The following is a 16456-nucleotide window of genomic DNA, read 5'->3' as shown; positions in this document are numbered from 1 at the left end:
GCACCGTCGCCGACGAGGCCGCCGGCTACCTGCTCGTGCACGACCACCACGTCCGCGCGTGGCGGGAGGCGGCGGAGCTGTGCGAGCGGCTGCCATGGCTGACGACCGCACAGGCCGAGGACCTCTCCCGCCACTACGTCCAGCAGCGCGTCGACCTCACACGGCGGATGCTGCGCGCCACGGTCGAACGGGCGGGGCAGCTGCGCGAGGAGTACGAGGCCCGGTACGCGGAGCTGCGCCGGGCCCTGCTCCGGCGGCACGCGCTCGCCGCGTGCGCCCTCGTGGCCGGCATGGGCGGGGCGGGTGCGCTGGTGTCGCTGCTGGGCCGGTGACGACGCCGGGGGACGGCGACTCGCCGGCCGTGCGCGTCGCTCCCCGGCATCGGTCCGACGCCGGTGGCGAACCCGTGGACGCGATCGTGGTGGGCGCCGGCCGGCACGCGGCTGAAGGGCGGGAGCCGCGGGGCGCCTCACACCGCCCGGACGGGGCGCTCGACCCGCGGAACATGCCGCATTGTACTCAGAATATCGGGTAGTCCGACTATGGACTGATTCGCCGCCGAAGGGGCTGGACCGTGATGCTGTCTCACACCATCGAACGAGGCGTACTGGTCATCACGGTGCTCGAGGACCCCGGCGTCGGCGGGCGGGCCGCCCTGCTCACCCAGATCAGCGACCTCGTGCAGGGGGTCAGGCCGTCCTCCGTGGTCATCGTCCTCGACGAACCCGCGGCGACCGAGGCGGCCGTCAGCGTGGTGCTGCGCGTGCACCGGCTGTGCAGCCACCTCGACGTGGTGACCTTCGTCGCCACCCACAGCGCCCCGGCCCGGCGTCTGCTCGACGCCAACGCCGACACCCACGGCATCCGTATGATCATCCACGCCCGCGCGCACATCGCCATCGAGACCGCCACCGCGCTCGCCACGGCCGCCTGACCGGCCCGGGCGGCGGCCGCGGCGGGTCACAGGCCCAGATGGCTCTGGAGCCAGTCGGCCGCGGCCCGGCGGAACAGCCGGCGGTTCTCCGCCCGCAGGAAGTCGTGCCCCTCGTCGCGCAGCATCAGCAGCTCGGCCTCGACGCCCCGTTCGCGCGCGGCCCGGACGAACTGCCGGGACTCCCCCGGCGGCACGTTGGTGTCGTGTTCCCCGTGGACGGCGAGGACCGGGGCGCGCAGCGCGTCGATACGGCTCATCGGTGACAGGCTGCGCAGCAGGGCGCGGTCGCGCTCGGGATGCCCGTACTTGTGCGCGGCCGACTCCGCGATCCACGGCTCGGTTCCGGCGAAGAAGGTCAGGAAGTCCGACATGCCGCAGACGGCGACCGCCGTGCGGAACAGGTCCGGGTGCCACACCACGGAGGCGAACGTCAGATAGCCGCCGTACGAACGCCCCATGACCGCCAGCCGGGTCGGGTCGGCGGGGCCCGCGACGACCGCGTGGGCCGCGCAGTCCGCCACGTCGTCGAGCGCGGCGAAGCGGCCGGCGCCGAGGTCGGCGTCGACGAACGACCTGCCGTGCCCCAGGGAGCCGCGCACATCGGGTGCGAAGACGTCCATGCCGCGCCCGAGAAGTTCGTGGTAGAGCGGGTTGAAGACCGGCCGTTCCTGTTCCTCGGGGCCGCCGTGCAGATGGATCACGCAGGGCGCCGGCACGTCCGGGCCGCGCCCCGGCGCCCGGTAGTACCAGCCGCTCAAGGGGAGCCCGTCCCGGGCGGTGAGCCGCAGGGGTACGGGGCGTACGGGAGGGCGGCCGGGCGGGACGGCGTCCTCGTCGCGCGACGACCAGGGGGTGCGCAGCAAGGCCACGCCCTCGTGGGCCCACCAGACGCCGGGGCGGCGCTGCGACCCGGACAGGGCCAGCAGCAGCCGGCCCGGGCCCGCCGTGGCGACCCGGGTGACCACCTCGTGGGGCAGCGGAACCGGGCGGAGCGGGCCCGGGGTCCCGGGCTCCTGGCCGGGCGGCGAGGTCTCGACGACCTCCAGCTCGCTCGCGCCCCGCACGTTCCACGCCAGGACCGCCGTGGTGCCGTCGTGCGCCAGGGTCAGCAGTTCCAGGTCGCTGCCCTCGCGCTCGGCCAGGACGGAGGTGCCCCGGGGCCCTCCGTCCTCGTCCAGTTCGACGGCGACGAGGGCCGCGAACTCGCGGTCGGCGTTGCTGCGCAGCCACAGGGTGCGCCCGTCGGGGGAGAACCGGCCGATCCACGGGTCGCCGTCGGCGACCGGCATCACGAAGGTGGCCTCCCCGTCGGCGGTGCGCCTCACCACCGCCTCCCGGCGCCCGCGCGGACCCCGGCGCAGCAGCACGAGACGGCCGTCGCGGCTGAGGTCGCAGACCCGCAGGGACGCCGCGTGCGTCTCGGTCGAGACCAGCACGGGGGACGCCAGGCCGTCGGGGTCGATGAGGTAGACGGACAGGCCGCCCTCGGTGCGGACGGCCCGGCCCGCCGGTGCGGTGAGGGTGGCGGGGCCGCCGCCCGGCCGCGGTCCCGTCACGGGGTCGTGGGCGAGGGGGCCGAGGAGGGTGGCGTGCCCGTCCCGTTCCGTCCACTCGGCCGCCGTCCCGGGCGCGCCGCCCTCGTGGTCGAGGGAGGCGGAGGCGGGCGCCATGCCGGCCGCCACGGTGACGGAGACCGCCGACCCGTCGTGCGCCCAGCGGCCCAGGTAGGCGGAGCCCGCCGGGTCGGCGCCCGCGAGGAGCCGCCGTCCGGAGCCGTCGGGGCGTACGCACAGGACCCGGGTGTGCTCGCCGCCGCCGGGCGCGGTGGTGTACGCGATCCAGCGGCCGTCCGGTGACCAGGACACCTCCTTGACGGGGTCCGGCGAGGCGTCCAGGAGCCGTACGTCCTCGCCGTCGACGGGCCCCGCCCAGAGCTGGGGGACGCCGCCTCGGTCGCAGATGAAGGCGACCTCGGTGCCGCTGGGGTCGGCCGAGGGGTACCAGCAGCCGTGGGCGCGCAGCCGCGTCACGGCGTCGCGCGGGCCGCCCGCCCCGGGCAGTTGCATGGGCGCCGGGGCGGCCGCCGGGTGGGCACCGCCCCACTCCCCCGCCCGGCTCTCCGCCTGCCCTGCGGAGGGCGGGCCGGAGGCCGGTCGGAACGCGAGGAGGCGCGGCGCCGGACCGCCTCCGGGGCCGGTCACCTGATTCCGTGCGTCTGCAGCCATATCTCCAGCAATGCGATCTGCCACAGGGCGTTGTTGCCCCGCCGGGTCCGGTGCTCGTCGGGCGCCGCGAGCAGTTCACCGACGTAGGACGCACGGAAAAGCCCGCGCCGCTTGGCCTCGGGTGCCTCCAGGGCCTCGCGCACCCGCTCCAGGACGGGGCCCGCCATGTGCCGGATGGCCGGCACCGGGAAGTAGCCCTTGGGCCGGTCGACGACGTCCACCGGCAGGAGCTTGCGGCCCGCCGCCTTGAGCACGCCCTTGCCGCCGTCGGCCAGTTTGAGCTCCGGCGGGCAGGCCGCGGCCAGCTCGACCAGTTCGTGGTCGAGGAACGGCACACGGGCCTCCAGACCCCAGGCCATCGTCATGTTGTCGACCCGTTTGACGGGGTCGTCCACCAGCATGACATGCGTGTCCAGGCGCAGCGCCGCGTCCAGGGCGGTCTCGGCGCCGGGGGCGGCCATGTGCGCGTCGACGAACCGGCCGGAGACGTCGTGGTCGGCGAGCAGGTCGGGCCGCAGGATACGGGCGATGTCGTCGTGGGAACGGTCGAAGTACACCTCGGCATAGCGCCGCGGCTCGTCCTCGCGGGTGGTGTCCGCGAGCCGCGGGTACCAGTGGTAGCCGGCGAAGACCTCGTCGGCGCCCTGCCCGCTCTGTACGACCTTGACCTCCTTCGACACCTGTTCGGCGAGGAGGTGGAAGGCGACGACGTCGTGGCTGATCATCGGTTCGCTCATCGCGGCGACGGCGCTCTCCAGGGCGGCCGAGACCCGGTGGGAGGGGACCATGAGCCGCCGGTGGTCGGTGCCGAACTCCCCGGCCACCAGGTCCGAGTAGGCGAACTCGTCGCCGTCCTCGCCGCCCTCCGACTCGAAGCCGACGCTGAACGTCTTCAGGTCGCGCTGCCCCTCGTCGGCCAGCAGCGCCACGATCAGGCTGGAGTCGAGGCCGCCGGACAGCAGGACGCCGACCGGCACGTCGGCGACCATGCGGCGCCGGACGGCGGTGCGCAGCGCCTCCAGCACCGCGTCGCGCCACTCGTCCGCGCTCATGCCGGCGTACGCGTCGCGGCGGGTGTACGACGGCTGCCAGTAGCAGTGGTCCCGGTGGGTGCCGTCCGGCTCGACGACCCGCACGGTGGCCGGCGGGAGCTTGCGGACGCCGTTGAGGACGGTGCGCGGCGCCGCGACCGTGGCGTGCCAGCTGAGGTACTGGTGCAGGGCGGCCGGGTCCAGGGACGTGTCCACGTCGCCTGCGGCGAGGAGCGCGGGCAGGGTGGAGGCGAACCGCAGCCGGCCCGGGGTGCGGGCCAGGTACAGGGGCTTGATGCCGAGCCGGTCGCGGGCGAGGACGAGCCGGCCGGTGCGGTGCTCGAAGATCGCGAAGGCGAACATGCCCTTGAAGTGGTCGACGCAGTCGGTGCCCCACTGCCGGTACGCCTTGAGGACGACCTCGGTGTCGGACGTCGACTCGAAGTGGTGCCCGAGGGCGCGCAACTCCTCGCGCAGCTCCGGGTAGTTGTAGACGCAGCCGTTGAAGACACCGGTGAGCCCACCGCGGGCGTCGGTCATCGGCTGGGCCCCGCGGTCCGTCAGGTCGATGATCTTCAGACGCCGGTGGCCGAGGGCGACGGGGCCCCGGTGCCAGCTGCCCTGCCCGTCGGGCCCGCGCCCCACGAGCTGTTCATTCATGCGTTCGACAGCGGTCACGTCGGCCGGCTGCCCGTCGAAGCGGATCTCCCCGCTCAGCCCGCACATGCGGTGACGCCTCCCTTCCGGGCGCCCGCCCCGGTTCGGGTGGGCGGAGGGGCCGACGCGCAGCCGGCGGCAGCGGCCTCGGCGATGACGGAACGCATGGGGGGATCCTCTCTGTTCGGGGACAGGACAGGCGCCGTACGGGACCGGGGCACGCCGAAGCGCGGGCCGGTCCCCGGCATGTCAGCGGCCGACCACGTCCGGGGCATCCGGACCGGCCGACGGAGGCGTCGGCGCCATGACGGTCCGGGGCGGCGCGGTGCGCGCGGGGCCGCGGCCGCGGCGCTCGCCGCGGGTCTCGGCGATCAGCATGTCGACGCACCCCAGCAGGTCCTCCTGGCGGGCCGTGCGGCGCATCCGCCGGGCCGCGGAGCCCTCGGCGAGGATCTCCTCCGCCAGGTCCCGGACCGTCGTCCAGTCGCCGTGCGCCTCCAGCGCGGGGCGCAGCCGCATCAGCAGCTTGCGTACGACCTGGCGCGCGGAGGCCTCCCGGTGCGTCTCGGGGTCCACGAGCGTGCCCTCCAGACCCGAGCGGGCGGCCCGCCAGGACGCGCCCCGCAGCCACTCGTGCCGGCCCCCGCAGCCGGGGGTGCCGCGCCGGCGGAGCCGGGCGCGGGCCTCGGTGACCAGGGCGCGGAAGAGGCCGGCGATCAGGACCACGGTCTCCGCGCGCGGGCAGGCGTCGCAGATGCGCAGCTCCAGGGTGCGCAGGTGGTCGGAGGGCCGGACGTCGTAGTAGACCATGCCGGTGTCGCTGATGATCCCGGCCCGCACGAAGTCGTTCACCGCGGCGTCGTACTCGGCGGCGGTCGCGAAGCAGCCGGGCGGGCCGGCGGTGGGCCAGCGCTGCCACACCAGGGTGCGCCAGCTCGCGTACCCGGTGTCGGTCCCCTGCCAGAACGGCGAGCTCGCGGACAGGGCCAGCAGCGCGGGCAGCCAGGGCGACACCTCGCACATGACCTGGACGGCGGTGTCGCGGTCGGGGATGTCGACATGGACCTGGGCGCCGCAGATCAGTTGCTCGTCGGCGACCCTGCGGTACTCCTCGGCCATGTGCCGGTAGCGGTCCTCGGCGGTGGGGTGCGCGGACGCGCCGGGGGCGAGCGGGGCGGTGCCCGAGGCCACGACGGCGAGCCCCAGCGAGGAGGCGGCGGCATCGAGCTGTCGGCGCATGCCGGTCAGGTCGGCGTGCAGATCGTCCAGGGACGCGTGGACGGCGCTGTTGGACTCGACGGTGCACGGTTGCAGTTCGGTCGTGAAGGTCTGTCCGGGGAGGCGCCGCAGCACCGCGTCCGCACGCGGTACGAGCAGCCCGCTCTCCACCTCCAGGACGTGGAACTCTTCCTCCACACCGATGCGCATGGTCACGGGTCTCTCCTCGGGATCCGAGCTCCGGCCCGGCGGGTGAGGGGGCTCCCCCTCCGGGCGGTCTCGGGTGGTTGTGGTGTGCTTCTGGGTTCCCAGCCCTGAGGCGCACAATCCCCTCACCGCACGGGGGTACCGCCTTCGCCGCAGGTGAGGGCGTCGGGGGGCCCGCCGGCACCCCCGCACCACAGGCGGTGTCCCGGTCGGCGGACCGGCCCCCGCAGGGGGCCCGGCAGCCGCGAGCGACCATGGCTCCACCTTGCCCGGCGGCCGCCCGGCCCGCGCGCCGGGCCGCCGGCGTGCGGGGGTCGCCCGCGTGCGTGAGGCGCGCCCGGCGGGGCACCCGGTTGCGCACGATGGGACGCGCGAAGAACTACGCCGTGGCCGCCTCCGGGCAGTGGACCGACGAGGAGGAAGGCAGGCGCCGTCTGCCCGCCGGGGAGGTCCACGCCTGGGAGCCCGGCCTGAACCAGACCGTCTGCGGGCTGTCGCTCAGCCGCTCCCGCCTGTCGCGTTTCGCGCATGTGCCGTGGCCGGACATCTTCCCGGAGTCGGGCGGTGCGGCGGACCGCGTCCAGCGGGTGTGCCCACGCTGCGCCGCGGGGGCAGGCCGCCGCGGCCCGGACGCCCGGCCCCGGTGGCAGCGGGTGAACCCGCGTCCGTGACGGGCGCCGCCGGGCACGAGAAGTGATGCGGCGGGGTGTGGTCCCTCGCTGGGCCCCGCGCTCAGCCACGATCGCCACCAGGCGTTCGGCGTGACGCGTCAGCGCGTGCCGGATGCGGCGCAGTCGCAGGCCGACGTGGCCGCGCCTGCGCGCTTCGGGACGAGCGGCCACCAGGACGGCGCCAGGCCGGCGTGCGGGACGCGCAGCGGCCTCGTCAGCCCCCGGCCGGGGTCACGCCAGCTGCGGCACGACCGCCACCGGGCATGCGGCGTGGTGCAGCAGTGTGTGCTGGATGCGGCTCAGTCGCAGGCCGACGTGGCCGCGCCTGCGCGCCCCTGGACGAGCGGGCCGGCCCGCCACCGAGCGACCACCAGGACCGCGCCCGGCCGGCGTGCGGGACGCGCAGCGGCCTCGTCAGCCCCCGGCCGGGGTCACGCCAGCTGCGGCACGATCGCCACCGGGCATTCGGCGTGGTGCAGCAGTGTGTGACCGACCCGGCCCAGTTGCAGGCCGAAGTGGCCGTGCCGGTGGCGGGCGCCCAGGACCAGCAGGTCGGCCGCCGCCGAGCGGTCCATCAGGACGGCGCGGGCCGGGCCCTCGACGGTGGCCCGGCGCACCCGGACGTCCGGGTGCGCGGCCAGCGGGGCGCGCAGCGCCTCGTCGAGCAGGGTCGCGGCCCGCCGTTCGTGATCGCCGTCCCCGGCGCCGACCGGCGCGGGGTGCCGCCAGGCGCGTACGGCGTCCAGGGCGCAGCCGCGTACTTCCGCCTCGCGGACGGCGAAGTCCACCGCCCGGCCGCTGGTCGCGGTGTCGCCCACGCCGAGCAGTACGCGTTCGTGCAGGCCGACGACGCCCGGCTCGCCGCCCCGCACCACGATCACCGGGCAGTGGGCGCGGGCCGCGACACCGAGGCTGACGGAGCCGAGCAGCAGGCCCTTCAGCTCGCCGCGGCCGCGGTCGCCCACCACCAGGGCGTGGGCGTTGGCGCCTTCGTGCAGGAGGGCGTCGACGGCCTCGGCGGGCAGGATGTCTGTCGTGACCCTGAGTCCGGGGGCCCGCCGCGCGGCCCGCTCGGCCGCGGAGGCCACGAGGTGCTCGGCCAGGGCGCGCTCGGAGAAGCGTCCCCCGCCCAGCGGCGGCATGGTGCCCGCGTAGCGCTCCCACAGGGAGGCGTGCACCAGCCGCAGTGTCAATCCGTGGCGGACGGCCTCGTCCACGGCCCAGTCGACGGCGACCAGGCTGGGATCCGATCCGTCGACGCCCACGATCAGGGGGAGCGTCATCGCCCTCACCGCCTTCCGTCCGGCTGCCCGGCAGGACAGCCATGGGCTTTCCGATCCCACCGTCACTCCGGCGGGGGCGGGGGCACGAGAGGCGGACGGGCAGTCGGCACCGGTGACCGGCCCTCACGGGGTGGGCCGGGCGGCCCATACGGGACGTACGGACGACGGCGGCGGGCTACGCGGCCGGCAGGGGCACCCACCACACCAGCCGGGTGCCGCCGCCCTCGGGACTGCCGAGTTCCAGGTCGCCGCCGGACTGCCGGGCCCGTTCCGCCATGTTGCGCAGGCCGCTGCGGCGGCCGCCGGACGGGATGCCGACGCCGTTGTCCGTGACGCTGAGGCGGACCCGGCCGGACTCGGCGACGAGGGCGACGTCGGCCCGTTCGGCACGCGCGTGCCGGGCGACGTTGGTCAGGGCCTCGGAGAGCACGGCCACCACGTGGTCGGCGGTCTCCCGGGGCACGTCGGTGTCCACCAGGCCCTCCATCCGGACGCCGGGCGCGAAGCCCAGCACCGGCGCGGCCTCGCCCACGACCCGCACGACCCGCGCGCGCAGCCCCGACCCGGCGCCGCCCTCGCGGGTGCGCAGCCCGAAGATCGTGGACCTGATGATCTTGATGGTCTCGTCGAGGTCGTCCACGGCCCGGACGACCCGTTCCGCGGCCTCGGGGTGCTCGATGAAGCGGCCGGCGCTCTGCAGGGTCATCCCCGTCGCGAACAGCCGCTGGATCGCCAGGTCGTGCAGGTCACGGGCGATCCGGTCGCGGTCCTTGAGGACGGCGACCTCCTCGGCGTCCTGCCGCCGCTGCGCCAGCTCCATCGCTACGGCGGCCTGGGCGGCGAACGCCTGCAGGGTCTCGGTCTCCGACGGCGAGAACACCGTCTGCCCGGCCTTGCGCGCGAGCAGCAGGACGCCGCGGACCTCACCCTCGGCGGTGCCGATCGGCACGGCGACGGCCGGGCCGAGTCCGGCGAAGCGGGGCGGCTCCGGAGAGACCCGCGGGTCGGCGCCGACGTCCGCGCTGGTGACCGGCACGGCCCCGGTGAAGGCCAGCCCCATCAGCGTCGTGCCGACCGGCAGCACGAGCCCCTGGTGGGCCTCGGCGTCCACTCCCACGGCGATCTCCACGGAGAGCGTGCCGGTGTCCTCCATGGGCATGCCGACCGCGGCCAGCGCCGAGCCGGTGATCTCGCCGGCCCGCTCGGCGATGAGCCGCAGCACCTCGGCGCGTCCACCGCCGGACAGCAGGCTGTGGGTGATCTCGGCGGTGGCCCGCAGCCAGCGCTCCCGCAGCCGGGACTCCTCGTACAGCCGGGCGTTGTCGATGGCGACACCGGCCGCGACGGCCAGCGTCGACAGCACCGACTCGTCCTCGCCGTCGAACTGCGCCCCGCCCCGCTTCTCGGTGAGGTACAGATTGCCGAACACCTGGTCGCGGACCCGGATGGGGACGCCGAGGAAGGTGTTCATCGGCGGGTGGTTCGGCGGGAAGCCGTACGACGCCGGATGCTCGGAGATCTTGGTCAGGCGCAGCGGTTCGGGGTGGCGGATCAGCTCGCCGAGGATGCCGTGGCCCTCGGGATAGTGCCCGATCCGGGCGATCCGCTCCTCGCTGACGCCCACGGTGTGGAAGGCGGACAGCCGCTTGCCGTCCGGGCCGATCACGCCGAGGGCGGCGTACTCGGCGTCGACGAGGACCGCGGCGGCCTCGACGATGCTGTGCAGGGCGTGTTCCAGATTCAGTTCCCGGCCGACGGAGAGCACCGCCTCCAGCAGGCTGTGCACCCGGTCGCGGGTGCCGCGGGCGGCGTCCAGCCGCGCCTGAAGCTCCTCCAGCAACTCGTCCAGCCTCAGCTGCGGCAGCCCGATGCGGGCCTGCCGCGGCGTCTCGGCGCTTCCCACCTGCGTCTCCTCCGGTTCCGTCGGCGGTCGGAGTCGGCCGCTCCGGACGGGAACCACGCTACCGGCCGCCGGCACGCGCCTGCAGAGAATCAGCCGTGCGGGGCCACCCGGTGCGCCTGTGCGCCGCCCCCGGGCCGTACGGGCCCCGTGCGGGGCCCATCGGCCCTGGCGCCGGGCGGCGACACGAGGGATGGTTGAGGAAGGAGCGGCACCGATCCCCCGCGGTGTCGCTCCGTGCGTGCAGGCGCCGCACGGCGCACCGCCCACTCCGACGGAAGTCCGCGATGGTTCACGACGACACCCGGCCGGCCCTCGTGGGGCCGCGCCGCCGCATCGAGCTCGACAGCGCCGAGGCGCTGCGGCTGCTGGCCAGCGTGTCCCTGGGCCGGATCGTCTTCACCCGGCACGCGCTGCCCACCGTCCGCCCGGTCAACCACGTCCTGGACGGCGGGGACATCGTCATCCGCACCCATGAGAGCGCCGCCCTGACGTCCCGCACGGAGCGGGCCCGGGACCCCGGGGTGGTCGTCGCCTACGAGGCGGACGCCATCGACCCGCGCACCCGTCTCGGCTGGAGCGTGGTGGTGACCGGATACGCCCGCCTGGTGACCGATCCCGAGGATCTGGCGCGCTGCCGGGCTCTGGTGCGGCCGTGGGTGGACCAGGCGATGGACCAGGCGGTCCGGATCCGCCCGGACCTGGTCACCGGCGTCCTGCTGGCCGCCGCGGACGACTGCCCCGCCGGGACCTGAGGCCCTTCCCGGTCGTGGGCGACCCGTCGCCCTCAGGCCGCCTCCACCGGCAGGATCTCGTCGTGGTGCTCGCCGCCGAGGACCACCTTCAGGGCCCCGGTGTCGGCTGCGCCGGCGAAGACGTCGTACGCCTCCTGCATCTGGTCGAGGACGAAGGTGTGGGTGACCAGCTCCGCGGCGGGCAGCCGGCCGGCGGCCGTCATCTTCAGCAGGGTCGGCGTGGAGTAGGTGTCGACGAGGCCGGTGGTGAGGGTGATGTTCTTGGTCCAGAGGTCTTCCAGGTGCAGGGTCGCGGGGGCGCCGTGCACGCCGATGTTGGCGACGTGCCCGCCGGGGCGGACCATGCGGGTGCACACCTCGAAGGTCTCCGGTGTGCCGACGGCCTCGACGACGACGTCCGCGCCGAGTCCGTCGGTCAGGTCGGCGACCAGTTGTTCGGGCATCTCGCGGGCGTCGGCGACCGCGTCGGCGCCGAGCCGCCGGGCGGCCTCCAGCCGGGTGGGGGCCAGGTCGACGGCCACGATCCGTTCGGGCGAGAACAGCCGGGCCGTGGCGACGGCCGCGAGCCCGACGGGTCCGGCGCCGACCACGACGACCGTGTCGCCGGGCCGCACCCGCCCGTTGAGCACGCCCACCTCGTACGACGTGGGGAAGATGTCGGCCAGCGGCACGGCCGCCTCGTCGGACAGGGTGCCGGGCAGCGGGTGCACGGACAGGTCGGCGAACGGGACGCGGACGTACTCGGCCTGGGTGCCGTCGATCAGATGGCCGAGGATCCAGCCCCCGCCGCCCCGGCACTGCCCGTACGCCGACCGGCGGCAGGAGGAGCAGCGCCCGCACGCGGTGATGCAGGAGATCAGCACGCGGTCCCCGGGGCGCACGGTCCGTACGTCGCCGCCGACCTCGACGATCTCGCCGACCGCCTCGTGCCCGAGGACGGTGCCGGGGCGGACCTCCGGTACGTCGCCCTTGAGGATGTGCAGGTCCGTGCCGCAGATGGCGACGGCGCCGACGCGGACGACCGCGTCGGTGGGTTCCTTCAGGGCCGGGTCCGGGACCTCCTCCCAGGCGGCCTGGCCGGTGCCGTGGAACACGTAACCCTTCATGGCACTCCTCACCCCGCTCGTCCGGTGGCGGGACACGGGCCCGGTGCGGCCGGACGTCCCGCATCTCCAGCTTGACCCGGATGGGCGGGGCCCGCACGGGCCGGGCGGGCCCGTCGCAGGACCCTGCCCGGCCGGCCTCCACCCGCCCCGATGTCGGGACCGCGGACCCACCCGGCAGGGACCTTCGGCCCTGTCGCCCGCACGCCCCGCGGAGGTTTGATCGCGCTATGACCGAGAACCACACGGAACTCGCCGTCGCCACGGCACGGGGTTCCGTCGACGGGCCGACCGTCGTGGCACTGCGCGGCGAGATCGACCTCGGTACCGCGACCTCGCTCACGACGCGCCTGGACGCCCTGACGTCAGGCCCGTCCCCGGATCTCGTGCTCGATCTGCGGGGTGTGACCTTCATCGACTGCGCCGGCCTCGGTGTGCTGTGCCGGGCGCACAACCGGGTCCGGGCCCGCGCGGGCCGGCTCCGGCTGGTCAGCGACAGCGCCCGGTTCCGGCGCATGCTGCGCATGCTGGACCTGGGCGGCGTGTTCGAGGTCGCGTCCCGGCTGCCGGACGTGACGTCCCGGCCGCTGGACGCGGCCACGGGGGCGTGGGTCGCCCTGCGCTGAGTTCCCGCACCCCCGCGCCGGGTCAGGCGTTCCAGGACCAGTCGGCCACCTCGGGCAGGTCGGTGCCGTGCTCGCGGATCCAGGCGTGGTGCCGGGTGCGGGCGTCCACCATGGCCTGCCGTACGGCGGCGGCCCGCACCGCGAGGCCGGGGACCCGGTCGACGACGTCCATGACGAGCCGGTAGCGGTCCAGGTCGTTGCGCACCACCATGTCGAACGGCGTGGTCGTGGTGCCGGACTCCTTGTAGCCGCGCACATGCAGCTGGGAGTGCCCGGCGCGGCGGTAGGCGAGGCGGTGGATCAGCCACGGATAGCCGTGGTACGCGAAGATCACCGGCTTGTCGCGGGTGAACAGCCCGTCGTACTCGAAGTCCGTCATGCCGTGCGGGTGCTCCTCGTGCGGCAGCAGCCGGGTCATGTCGACGACGTTGACCACGCGGACGGCGAGCTCGGGCAGGTGGCGGCGCAGCAGCTGCGCCGCGGCCAGCACCTCCTGGGTGGGCACGTCCCCGGCACAGGCCAGGACGACGTCCGGTTCGCCGCCGTTCTCGGTACCGGCCCACTCCCAGATGCCCGCGCCGCGCGCGCAGTGGTCGCGGGCGGCGTCCATGGACAGCCAGTCGAAGCAGGGCTGCTTCCCGGCGACGATCACGTTGACGTAGTCGCGGCTGCGCAGGGCATGGTCCGCCACCGACAGCAGGGTGTTGGCGTCCGGCGGCAGATAGACCCGGACCACCTCGGGGCTCTTGTTGAGGACGTGGTCGACGAAACCGGGGTCCTGGTGGGAGAAGCCGTTGTGGTCCTGGCGCCACACGTGCGAGGTCAGCAGGTAGTTGAGCGAGGCCACCGGGGCCCGCCACGGCAGCCCCCGGGACGTCCGCAGCCACTTGATGTGCTGGTTGACCATCGAGTCGACGATGTGCACGAACGCCTCGTAGCAGGAGAACAGCCCGTGTCGGCCGGTCAGGAGGTACCCCTCCAGCCAGCCCTGGCAGAGGTGTTCGGACAGCACCTCCATGACCCGGCCGTGCCGGTCCAGATGCTCGTCGACGGGCAGGACGGCGGCCTGCCACGCCTTGCCGCTGGCGTCGAAGACGGCCTGGAGGCGGTTGGAGGCGGTCTCGTCCGGGCCGACGACCCGGAAGTCGCGGCGCGCCCAGGTGTCCTTCATGACCTGTTCCAGCAGGTCGCCTAGGACGCGGGTCGGCTCGTGCAGGGACACGCCGGGCTTGTCGACGGGCACGGCGAAGCGGTCCAGGGACGGGACGGGAAGGTCGTGCAGGAGGACGCCGCCGTTGGCGTACGGGGTGGCGCCCAGCCGCCGGGAGCCCTCCGGCACGCAGGCGAGGACGTCGGCGACGGGCCGCCCGTCGGCGTCGAAGAGTTCCTCGGGCCGGTAGGAGCGCAGCCACGCCTCCAGCTGCCGCAGGTGCTCGGGGTTGTCCCGTACGCCGGAGAGCGGGACCTGGTGCGAGCGCCAGGTGCCCTCGACCGGGAGCCCGTCGACCTCGCGGGGGCCGGTCCAGCCCTTCGGGGTGCGCAGCACGATGACCGGCCAGTGGACGCGTTCGGTGACGCCGTCCTCGCGGGCGGAGCGCTGCATGAGGGCGATCCGGTCGAGCGCCGTGTCGAGGGCCCGCGCCATGGCCCGGTGGACGGCGGCCGGGTCGTCACCGGCGACGTGGATCGGTTCGTGGCCGTAGCCCCGCAGCAGTGCGTCGAGTTCGGCCTCGGGCAGCCGGGCCAGCACGGTCGGGTTGGCGATCTTGTAGCCGTTGAGGTGCAGGATCGGCAGCACGGCGCCGTCGTGGACGGGGTCGAGGAACTTGTTGGAGTGCCAGGAGGCGGCGAGCGGCCCGGTCTCCGCCTCGCCGTCGCCGATGACGCAGGCGACCAGCAGATCGGGGTGGTCGAAGGCGGCCCCGTAGGCGTGCGCCAGCGAGTAGCCGAGCTCGCCGCCCTCGTGGATGGATCCCGGGACCTCGGGCGCCACATGGCTCGGCACACCGCCGGGGAACGAGAACTGCCGGAACAGGCGCTCCATGCCGGTCGCGTCGCGCGAGACGTCCGGGTAGTGCTCGCCGTAGCTGCCGTCCAGCCAGGAGCCGGCGAGGACCGACGGCCCGCCGTGCCCCGGGCCCCACACGCACAGCGTGTCCAGGCCGCGGGCGGAGATCACACGGTTGAGGTGGGTGTAGACGAGGTTCAGGCCGGGCGAGGTGCCCCAGTGGCCGAGGAGGCGCGGCTTGATGTGCTCGGGGCGCAGCGGCTCGGTCAGCAGCGGGTTCGCCATCAGGTAGATCTGCCCGGCGGCCAGGTAGTTGGCGGCCCGCCAGTGGGCGTCCAGCGTGCGCAGTTCGTCGTCGGAAGGTGCCGTGCGGGGGTGGAGGTCCACCTGGGACATGAGAGGTCTCCGTGGTCGTCGGTCGGGCTCGCGTGCGGTGGTCCGGCGGTCGGGGTGCTGTGTGGCGGGTGCGCCCGTCCTCGCATTTCACTCCGGCCCGGGGACGATGGCGACCGGGCAGGCCGATCGGTGCAGCACGCCGTGGGCCACCCGGCCGAGGTGCCCGGCCGGCCGGTGGCGCCGCTCGGCACCGACGACCAGGAGGTCGGCGGCGTACGAAGCGTCCGCGAGGACGGTGCGGATGTGCCCCTCGGCCGTGCGGCGGTGCGTGACGACGCCGGCCGGGACCTCGCCCAGCGCCTTGTCCAGTACCTCGGCCGCCCGCGGTTCATGCGCGCCCCGGAGGTGCTCCCCCGCCGCCAGGGGCGTGTCGGGGGTCTCGCGCGCGGGCTGCCGCCAGGCCCGTACGGCCTCCAGGACCGCGCCGCGTCGGCGGGCCTCCTCGGCGGCGAACCGTACGGCGGCCGCCGTGGCCGGCCCGTCGCCGACGCCGACGACGACCCGGCCGTGCGGCCGTGTCCGGTGGTCGTGTCCGGGGCGCACGACGGTCATCGGGCAGTGCGTGTGACCGGCGACGGTCAGACTCACCGATCCGAGCAGGGCCTCGGCGAGACCGCCGCGGCCCCGGGTGCCGGTCACGAGCAGCGCGGCGGCGCGGCTCTCCCGCACCAGCGCGTACTCGGGTTCCTCGGGCACCGTGAGCACGGCGAGCCGCGGCCCGGTGCGGCGGCGACGCGCCCGGCGGGCGGCGCTGTCGACGATCTCGACGGCGTGGACCCGCTCGGGCGGTCCCTCCAGGTCACGGGCGAGGGCGGCACCCTCGTACCGGTCCCATCGTGAGGCGTACACCAGCCGCAGCGGCGCCCCGCGCAGCGCGGCCTCGTCGGCCGCCCAGTCGACGGCGCGCAGGGCGGCCTCGGAGCCGTCGACACCGACGACGACGGGCACGTCCGGCTCGGGCGGCGCAGCCTTCATGGTGGTGTCTCCTCGATCACTGGTCGGTCGTGGGCCGGTCACGGGTCAGGCGGATGCCCGGGCTGCCGCCGCTCCTGCCGCACGTCCGGGAGACGGACCGGCCCTTCCCGTCGTGGTCCCGCCCCCTGCCGGGAGGTGCGGTGGGCCACGCCGGGGCCCACCGCACCTCCTCTCCCCCCGGTCGGCACGGCCAGGGGCCGCGGTGGACGGGCGGGACCTGTGGTGAGCGGGCGCGGGCCCCGGTGCCGTCCGCCGCACCTCACCCTGGCGGTGTCCGGTGCACGGCCGCCCGATGCCGAAGGTCCGCCCTTGGGGGCCCAACGGCCCTTTCGCCGCGCCCGGTCCGGGTCTATCGCCGCCCGCGTGCGCGACGGGAGCCGGACGGCCCGCCGAGACGGGGTCCAACGGCCCTGGCGCCGCCGGCGCGGCGGGCGGACGCTGACGGTGGGGAAAGTCCCCGGTCGTCT

13 protein-coding genes and 1 pseudogene are annotated in these 16456 nt (G+C 75.2%); 5 read left to right on the top strand and 9 right to left on the bottom strand.

Annotated features, from left to right (window positions below):
* The first annotated feature begins 29 nt into the window (after nt 1–29).
* The gene (locus ABZ899_RS26900) at nt 30–332 is read left to right on the top strand and encodes a hypothetical protein (RefSeq protein WP_361350889.1); all 303 of its coding nucleotides are present in this window, start codon (nt 30–32) and stop codon (nt 330–332) included.
* 245 nt (nt 333–577) lie between these two features.
* A complete protein-coding gene (locus tag ABZ899_RS26895) occupies nt 578–934 on the top strand; it encodes a hypothetical protein (RefSeq protein ID WP_361350755.1) in 357 nt (118 codons plus the stop codon).
* Nucleotides 935–960: 26 nt separating this feature from the next.
* Here ABZ899_RS26895 and ABZ899_RS26890 read toward each other — a convergent pair whose 3' ends face one another.
* The 3 genes from ABZ899_RS26890 to ABZ899_RS26880 all read right to left on the bottom strand — a co-directional run bounded on the left by ABZ899_RS26890 (nt 961) and on the right by ABZ899_RS26880 (nt 6275).
* The gene (locus ABZ899_RS26890; RefSeq protein WP_361350753.1) at nt 961–3159 is read right to left on the bottom strand and encodes a prolyl oligopeptidase family serine peptidase; all 2199 of its coding nucleotides are present in this window, start codon (nt 3157–3159) and stop codon (nt 961–963) included.
* A complete protein-coding gene (locus ABZ899_RS26885) occupies nt 3132–4916 on the bottom strand; it encodes an N-acetylglutaminylglutamine amidotransferase (protein WP_361350751.1) in 1785 nt (594 codons plus the stop codon). Before ABZ899_RS26885 ends, ABZ899_RS26890 begins: the two co-directional genes overlap by 28 nt.
* Before the next feature lie 180 nt (nt 4917–5096).
* Nucleotides 5097–6275: a glutamate--cysteine ligase gene (locus ABZ899_RS26880; protein ID WP_361350888.1), complete on the bottom strand. Its 1179-nt coding sequence runs from the start codon at nt 6273–6275 to the stop codon at nt 5097–5099.
* A 359-nt stretch (nt 6276–6634) separates the two neighbouring features.
* Between ABZ899_RS26880 and ABZ899_RS26875 the strand changes: the two genes are divergently transcribed.
* On the top strand, nt 6635–6943 hold the full coding sequence (locus tag ABZ899_RS26875; protein WP_360558439.1) for a hypothetical protein: 309 nt from the start codon (nt 6635–6637) through the stop codon (nt 6941–6943).
* Nucleotides 6944–7174: 231 nt separating this feature from the next.
* Here ABZ899_RS26875 and ABZ899_RS26870 read toward each other — a convergent pair.
* From ABZ899_RS26870 to ABZ899_RS26860, 3 genes and pseudogenes are all read right to left on the bottom strand, one after another.
* A pseudogene (locus ABZ899_RS26870) lies at nt 7175–7279 on the bottom strand (universal stress protein); the annotation flags it as partial.
* Between the two features lie 95 nt (nt 7280–7374).
* On the bottom strand, nt 7375–8226 hold the full coding sequence (locus tag ABZ899_RS26865; RefSeq protein WP_361350749.1) for a universal stress protein: 852 nt from the start codon (nt 8224–8226) through the stop codon (nt 7375–7377).
* Between the two features lie 175 nt (nt 8227–8401).
* Nucleotides 8402–10129: a GAF domain-containing sensor histidine kinase gene (locus ABZ899_RS26860; protein ID WP_361350747.1), complete on the bottom strand. Its 1728-nt coding sequence runs from the start codon at nt 10127–10129 to the stop codon at nt 8402–8404.
* A gap of 284 nt (nt 10130–10413) precedes the next feature.
* On the opposite strand from ABZ899_RS26860, the gene ABZ899_RS26855 reads away from it, so the two are divergent.
* Nucleotides 10414–10881: a pyridoxamine 5'-phosphate oxidase family protein gene (locus tag ABZ899_RS26855; RefSeq protein WP_361350745.1), complete on the top strand. Its 468-nt coding sequence runs from the start codon at nt 10414–10416 to the stop codon at nt 10879–10881.
* Between the two features lie 32 nt (nt 10882–10913).
* On the opposite strand, the gene ABZ899_RS26850 is transcribed toward ABZ899_RS26855, so the two are convergent.
* Nucleotides 10914–11987: an alcohol dehydrogenase catalytic domain-containing protein gene (locus ABZ899_RS26850; RefSeq protein ID WP_361350743.1), complete on the bottom strand. Its 1074-nt coding sequence runs from the start codon at nt 11985–11987 to the stop codon at nt 10914–10916.
* A 227-nt stretch (nt 11988–12214) separates the two neighbouring features.
* On the opposite strand from ABZ899_RS26850, the gene ABZ899_RS26845 reads away from it, so the two are divergent.
* Complete coding sequence (locus tag ABZ899_RS26845) at nt 12215–12610, top strand: STAS domain-containing protein (protein WP_361350741.1); 396 nt, start codon at nt 12215–12217, stop codon at nt 12608–12610.
* A 22-nt stretch (nt 12611–12632) separates the two neighbouring features.
* Here ABZ899_RS26845 and ABZ899_RS26840 read toward each other — a convergent pair whose 3' ends face one another.
* Both ABZ899_RS26840 and ABZ899_RS26835 read right to left on the bottom strand, forming a co-directional pair.
* Nucleotides 12633–15014, bottom strand: coding sequence for a phosphoketolase family protein (locus tag ABZ899_RS26840; RefSeq protein ID WP_361350740.1), 2382 nt, complete (start codon nt 15012–15014; stop codon nt 12633–12635).
* Nucleotides 15015–15101: 87 nt separating this feature from the next.
* Nucleotides 15102–15989: a universal stress protein gene (locus tag ABZ899_RS26835; protein ID WP_361350738.1), complete on the bottom strand. Its 888-nt coding sequence runs from the start codon at nt 15987–15989 to the stop codon at nt 15102–15104.
* Nucleotides 15990–16456 lie beyond the last annotated feature (467 nt).

Origin of the sequence: Streptomyces sp. NPDC046859 (assembly GCF_040645135.1) — a bacterium.
In the GTDB taxonomy this organism is placed as follows: Bacteria; Actinomycetota; Actinomycetes; order Streptomycetales; family Streptomycetaceae; genus Streptomyces.
The sequence above is the reverse complement of the archived record's forward strand: the minus strand, read 5'-3'. Positions and strand labels throughout refer to the sequence as shown.

Coding starts and splice junctions, on each gene's coding strand:
- ABZ899_RS26895 (WP_361350755.1), top strand. CDS start 578: ATGCTGTCTCACACCATCGAACGAGGCGTACTGGTCATCACGGTGCTC.
- ABZ899_RS26890 (WP_361350753.1), bottom strand. CDS start 3,159: ATGGCTGCAGACGCACGGAATCAGGTGACCGGCCCCGGAGGCGGTCCG.
- ABZ899_RS26885 (WP_361350751.1), bottom strand. CDS start 4,916: ATGTGCGGGCTGAGCGGGGAGATCCGCTTCGACGGGCAGCCGGCCGAC.
- ABZ899_RS26880 (WP_361350888.1), bottom strand. CDS start 6,275: ATGCGCATCGGTGTGGAGGAAGAGTTCCACGTCCTGGAGGTGGAGAGC.
- ABZ899_RS26875 (WP_360558439.1), top strand. CDS start 6,635: ATGGGACGCGCGAAGAACTACGCCGTGGCCGCCTCCGGGCAGTGGACC.
- ABZ899_RS26865 (WP_361350749.1), bottom strand. CDS start 8,226: ATGACGCTCCCCCTGATCGTGGGCGTCGACGGATCGGATCCCAGCCTG.
- ABZ899_RS26855 (WP_361350745.1), top strand. CDS start 10,414: ATGGTTCACGACGACACCCGGCCGGCCCTCGTGGGGCCGCGCCGCCGC.
- ABZ899_RS26850 (WP_361350743.1), bottom strand. CDS start 11,987: ATGAAGGGTTACGTGTTCCACGGCACCGGCCAGGCCGCCTGGGAGGAG.
- ABZ899_RS26845 (WP_361350741.1), top strand. CDS start 12,215: ATGACCGAGAACCACACGGAACTCGCCGTCGCCACGGCACGGGGTTCC.
- ABZ899_RS26840 (WP_361350740.1), bottom strand. CDS start 15,014: ATGTCCCAGGTGGACCTCCACCCCCGCACGGCACCTTCCGACGACGAA.
- ABZ899_RS26835 (WP_361350738.1), bottom strand. CDS start 15,989: ATGAAGGCTGCGCCGCCCGAGCCGGACGTGCCCGTCGTCGTCGGTGTC.